General features: G+C 25.8%; 5 protein-coding genes and 2 tRNA genes. 4 read left to right on the top strand and 3 right to left on the bottom strand.

Features of this window, described 5'->3' with window-relative positions; all coding sequences use genetic code 11:
* The first annotated feature begins 244 nt into the window (after positions 1-244).
* On the top strand, positions 245-415 hold the full coding sequence (locus GBZ86_RS17240; protein ID WP_170272233.1) for a hypothetical protein: 171 nt from the start codon (positions 245-247) through the stop codon (positions 413-415).
* Positions 416-488: 73 nt separating this feature from the next.
* Here the strand turns inward: GBZ86_RS17240 and GBZ86_RS11915 are convergent.
* Together GBZ86_RS11915 and GBZ86_RS11910 are read right to left on the bottom strand one after the other, a co-directional pair.
* A tRNA-Met gene (locus tag GBZ86_RS11915) sits at positions 489-564 on the bottom strand.
* Positions 565-876: 312 nt separating this feature from the next.
* Positions 877-952: transfer RNA gene (locus GBZ86_RS11910), tRNA-Met, on the bottom strand.
* Between the two features lie 244 nt (positions 953-1196).
* On the opposite strand from GBZ86_RS11910, the gene GBZ86_RS11905 reads away from it, so the two are divergent.
* Entirely contained in the window at positions 1197-1898 is a 702-nt protein-coding gene (locus GBZ86_RS11905) for a flavodoxin family protein (protein WP_152890946.1), read from the top strand.
* A gap of 562 nt (positions 1899-2460) precedes the next feature.
* Here the strand turns inward: GBZ86_RS11905 and GBZ86_RS11900 are convergent.
* Entirely contained in the window at positions 2461-3813 is a 1353-nt protein-coding gene (locus GBZ86_RS11900) for an MATE family efflux transporter (protein ID WP_152890944.1), read from the bottom strand.
* A 343-nt stretch (positions 3814-4156) separates the two neighbouring features.
* On the opposite strand from GBZ86_RS11900, the gene GBZ86_RS11895 reads away from it, so the two are divergent.
* Both GBZ86_RS11895 and GBZ86_RS11890 read left to right on the top strand, forming a co-directional pair.
* A complete protein-coding gene (locus GBZ86_RS11895; RefSeq protein WP_152890942.1) occupies positions 4157-4672 on the top strand; it encodes a Panacea domain-containing protein in 516 nt (171 codons plus the stop codon).
* Between the two features lie 21 nt (positions 4673-4693).
* Positions 4694-5572, top strand: a complete 879-nt coding sequence (locus GBZ86_RS11890; RefSeq protein WP_152890940.1) for a hypothetical protein — start codon at positions 4694-4696, stop codon at positions 5570-5572.
* The last annotated feature ends 86 nt before the right edge of the window (positions 5573-5658 follow it).

Genomic DNA, 5658 nt, shown 5'->3' with positions numbered 1-5658 from the left:
TTAACAATAACAGGGTTGAATCCTTTTTTCTATACTTTTTCACCTAATAGGTGAATTTTTTTTTGTAGAAAAGCATTATTTTAAGCCATATCTATTATGATTTTTATTTTTTCATGAATAATTAGGGATAAATAATAAAGATTAATTTTTTAGCAGGTATGTTAGTTGTATGTGAAGAATTTAAAGTAGTAAATAGAGTTGAATAAATATTAAAATAATATTCAGATGTAAGAGGTATTAGGGTTTGTGGTTTTTAGAATGGCTTAATAAGATTTTATTTGCTTTTGATGTAATTGGAGATATAAAAGATATTTTTGAAACTTGGAAAGATAAAGAGGAAAAAATTTTTTCGAAAATAATATTTACTATAATTGCTATTGGATTCATTTTTTTAGGTATGAAATTATGGTTATAATTTAAATTCTTATAAATATTATTATCTATTAGAATAAAATAAACCACTAAAACAATTGTTTTAGTGGTTATTATGGTTGCGGGAGCAGGACTTGAACCTACGACCTTTGGGTTATGAGCCCAACGAGCTGCCAACTGCTCCATCCCGCGATATTAAGTTTTGTAAACTGCTCTGAAGCACATTACTTATTTAGTATAACCTTAATTATATATAGTGTCAAAAGTGAATAGTGTCATATTATGATGTGGCAGAAGAAGAGGTCTCTTAGTGTATGAAATAGTAGTAAATGCTATATATAAATAAATATAACTATCATATGTTTTTTTATATATGAAAAAAAGAATTAATGTTGTAATTTATAATTAGAATTGATATAAACAATATAATGTAATTAGATATTAGTTTAGCAGTTAATTTGAAAATAAAATAAACTACTAAAATAATCATTTTAGTAGTTATTATGGTTGCGGGAGCAGGACTTGAACCTACGACCTTTGGGTTATGAGCCCAACGAGCTACCAACTGCTCCATCCCGCGATATTAAGTTTTGTAAATTACCCTTGAGCACCTTACTTATTTAGTATAACCTCAATTAGATATAGTGTCAAAATATAATAGCGTCATATTATGAGGTGAGAGAAGATAGAGTCTCTTAGTGTATAGAATAGTAGTAAATGCTTTAATATTGCAATTAAAAAATATTGAAGCATTTAATTTTGTAACTTAAACTAAAGAAATTGAATAATATAAACAGGTTAAATGATTTTAGGAGATAAAAGTTATGAAAATTACTGTAATATATGGAACTATGAAAAAAGGAAATACATACGGTCTTGCACAAAAATTTTTAAAGGAATTAGATAATGATAAAAATAAGGTAACAGAAATTTTTTTACCAAGAGATATGCCTAACTTTTGTAGAGGATGCTTACAATGCTTAAAGGATAAAAAGAAATGTTTAGATTATGAATATGTAAATAAAGCTTTAAAAGCCATGGAGGAGTCTGATTTAATTATTTTTGCTTCACCTGTTTATGTTTATCATGTAACAGGTGGTATGAAGAATTTTTTAGATCATTTTGCTTTTCAATGGATGATACACAAACCTAATGAGAGTATGTTTAAAAAACAAGTATTAATTCTTACCACAGCAGCAGGTGCTGGAACTAAGAGTACTATTAAAGATATTTCAGATAGTATGAAATTTTGGGGTGTAAGTAGAATTAACAAATATGGAGTTAATATTAGAGCTGAAAATTTAAATATTATAGATAAAAAGAGAATGATTAATATAGAAAATGATATTAAGAAAATATGTAATAAGATAAAAAATTTAAATGGAAAAGTAAAGTCAACATTAAAAATTAAATTTATGTTTACTGGTATAAGATTAATGCATAAAAAATTAAATATAAGTGAAGGAGATCGTGAATATTGGATTGAAAAAGGGTGGTTAAACAAGAAAAGACCGTGGAACAATTAAGTTTATAAAAACAAAAGAAAATATTTTAAGGTTTATTTTTAATATTTTTTTGGTATAATATAAATAAGAAAAGCTTAGTGTGGCTAACACTAAGCAATCCTAGAACGTTTTTAAGTTTTAGGGCTATTAAAATTTAAGTGTTATAGAAAATAAGCGCTAATCTTTGCTGGACGGGTGCTTTTTTCTTTGCTGTGAAATTCAATATGTAAACCAAAAAAATTAATTTTGATTTTAATATTTGAATTTAAAATATTATGTCTTAATATTAAGTGAATAATATAACAAATAACAACACATTTCACAATCAATTCTAACATTCCAATACCACCCTCCTTAAGCTATAGTAAAAATAATTACAATAGCCCAAGGTGGGAAAAACGTACAAACCACCGTAGCCGTCCATTTCTACGATTTCGAAATTTTACCTTGATAGTATAGCATAAGTAGAATAATAAAAATAGTTAGATATTTACAATGAAATTTTAACACTTAATTTTAAATAGATGAAAAAATGTCCACTACTTATGAAGTAAGCAGTGGACATTTAATTTGGTAATATAGGTTAATCAATTAAAGGAGCGGTATGAACTTGTGATTGTGGTAATTTATATTTGTTCATAAGGTATGAACAAATTGCAAAGGTCATAACTTCAGCAAATGGAACTGTAAGCCATATTCCGTTTATTCCTAACATACTAGGTAGTATAGTAATTCCTAATAGTATGAAAATTAATCCTCTACTTAAAGCTATTATTATAGATTCTTTTGCATATCCTATAGCTGTAAAATAGGCAGAACATAAAGTATTAAATCCATTTAGTATAAAGGCTAAAGCATATAATTTGGCACCTTGTGAAACTAAATCAACTACAGTTTTATCTGAAGCAACAAATAAAGTTACTAAATTTTCTCCAAATAAAAATAAAATTAAGAATGTTATAAAGCCTATTATAAAGGCTATTTTTGCAGATAGATTAAATATTCTTTTAACTCTTTCAAAACTTTTTGCCCCATAGTTATAGCTTATAATAGAGCCAATACCATCACCTATTCCAAATATAATTAATGTTCCAAATTGAGCAATATAATTAATACTAGTAAAGGCTGTAACACCAGATTCACCAGCTATTCTTATAAATGACATATTAAATAAATAAGCTGATATAGCAGAAGCTATTGATGCTATAGCTTCTGAAGACCCATTATATACTATAGGAATAATAGTTTTTATATTAAATTTACCTACAAACAGGTTTATAACATTATTTTTATTAAGCATAGGACTTAATACTATAAAGAATACTGAAGAGTATGATATTCCTGTTGCTAAAGCTGCGCCAGCAATTCCATATTGTAATTTTTTTATTAATAAATAATTTAAAGTTATATTAAATAGTAAGCTTACAATCATTCCTTTAAAATATAACTCTGGTTTTTCTATAAGTCTGTCTGCAAAACCAATTAAAAATGCTAAAGACATTGGTAATATAAATATAGATATAAATTTAATATAAATTGATACATCATTTATTAAAATATTATTTGCTCCTAAAGTTAAGCTAATATTTTTACTAAATATAAATCCAAATATACTCAAAAATAAAGCAACTACACTCAAAATAGTTGTTGATGTTCTAAAAATATCTTGTGTTAATTTTTTATTTCCTTCGCCTAAACTTCTACCCATAAAACTTAAAGAACCAACGCTTATAAGCATAGAAAAACCTATTACTAATTGTATATAAGGACCAGCCATACTAATGCTAGCCATTGCATTTGAGCCAACAAAGTTTCCTAAAAATATACCATCTATTATAGTTTGTACTCCTGATATTAGCATTGCTATAATTGCTGGTATTGAAAATTTAATAAATAGCTTTGATATTTTTTCTCGTCCTAAAATATTTTCTTCCATTAATTTGACCTCCGTATTCTCATATAATAAATTTAAAAATTATACTTTAGATAAATAAAAAATATATTTCCTCAGAACTTTATACCATTGTGTAGTTAAGATTATAAGGGTTAGAGTAACTCAAAGGTCAATATTAATTTTAAAAATAAGAACCAAATATGATTAAAATGAATAGCTTAGATAGTGGACTGTCTAAGTTAGTTTAGTATTTAATTAATATTTATATGTTTCATATCATAAAATATTTAGAGAGTCCTTATAATGGAAAATACTTTATTATAAAATATTGATAATTGGTAATAAATGGAATATAATTAAAGTGTTACCGGGAGTAAGGAGTATCATGGGCAAGGTAATAAAAATAAATCAATTTAAAGATAGCAATGGTTATTGCAATAGGGAGAGGGAAAACATGAAAGAGTTTGTTAAGTTAGTAGTGTATGTATCTAACAATTGTAATAAGGAAATATATAAAACCAAGCTTAATAAGCTTCTATTTTATATACAATTTTTATACTATAAAAAGAATAAAAAGAGATTGCTAAATGATGACTTTGTTTATGATTATTTTGGACCTGTTTTACCAGATTTAGATGAAAAGTTAAAAGAGCTAAATAATTCTAACATTATAAATTTAACTAAAGATGAATATGGTACTATTATTGAACCAAAGATTAAATTAAGAACAGAAGCTTATAGTGAGGAAGAACTAGACATTATGAATCAAGTTATTAAAAATTTTGATAACTGGAGTTCAAGAAAACTTTCTGATTATTCTCATAGGGAATCCTTTTGGGAAAATTACATTAGAGGTGAAGTAATAAGAATAGAAAATGCTCTAAGTTTAAAGGATATATAATTATTTTAAGGAGATAAAAAAATGTCTAGGAGAGAATTATTTGTATGGTTTATGTGCTGTACATTAGGAACCTGGTATGTTTATTTCTATGGAATGAAAAAATCTTTAATGGAGCTAAGAACAAAAAAAGGAATAATTGATTCAAGCAGTTTAGAATTATACAATGGTGAAGTAAGTGGGTTAGAAAAGAAATATTATTTTAAGTGTAAGACAGAAATGTTGCTATTTACTGTATTTATTGTTTTGTGTACTGTATCAATATTTAAAAGTTGTACATCCGTAGACTTCACCAGTTTTGCAGGAGTAGGATTAGCCGTAGTTTCATTATTTTTTCTATTATCATTGTTGGTAGAGGCTCCTATTGAAGGACAGTTCAGTAGAGATAAGAAGCACGAAGTATTATTAATCTGTTTTGGTAAAATCAAAATGTTTATGCTAAACAAAATAGTTAATAAAGAATACTCTATGATGAGAAAGAGCAATGAAGAAACATTAAGAATTTGGATAAAAGACAAAGGTAAAATCGGTGCTCTTATTATAAAATTGAATGGAAATACTTTTATTAGAATGTTACCGAAAGATATTTCAGATGAATGTTTGGAAGAGTTAACAGTTAATTTCAAAGAAATAGCAGAGCTATATTTAGATAATTATGAAGAACTTTATGATGCCGTAAAATTACTATTTGATAAGGATTTATTATCATTAGGTATGAAAATATGTGATATTTCTTCATATTTAAGGGATCATAATCTTACATACAACGATACTACTATAGAAGAAATAAAAGAAAAAATAAGGAAAAAAATTAGTAAGAATGAAAAATCAGTTTATGTAAATGAAATTGGAGTAGAAGAGGTAGATGAATTATTAAATGGTATGAATATTTTAATAAAATAGTTTTTTCCTTAGAATAAATATAACATAATATAGAGTCAGTTTCTGTTATAGACTGGCTTTTTTTTATTTTTAAGAAACTATAATAA

It is taken from the genome of Clostridium tarantellae (assembly GCF_009295725.1).
GTDB classification, from domain to species: domain Bacteria; phylum Bacillota; class Clostridia; order Clostridiales; family Clostridiaceae; genus Sarcina; species Sarcina tarantellae.
This window is presented reverse-complemented; position numbering and strand designations above follow the sequence as displayed.

What these genes read in the sequence shown, in the direction of transcription:
- GBZ86_RS11905 (WP_152890946.1), top strand. Translation starts at nt 1,197, where the DNA reads ATGAAAATTACTGTAATATATGGAACTATGAAAAAAGGAAATACATAC.
- GBZ86_RS11900 (WP_152890944.1), bottom strand. Translation starts at nt 3,813, where the DNA reads ATGGAAGAAAATATTTTAGGACGAGAAAAAATATCAAAGCTATTTATT.
- GBZ86_RS11895 (WP_152890942.1), top strand. Translation starts at nt 4,157, where the DNA reads ATGGGCAAGGTAATAAAAATAAATCAATTTAAAGATAGCAATGGTTAT.
- GBZ86_RS11890 (WP_152890940.1), top strand. Translation starts at nt 4,694, where the DNA reads ATGTCTAGGAGAGAATTATTTGTATGGTTTATGTGCTGTACATTAGGA.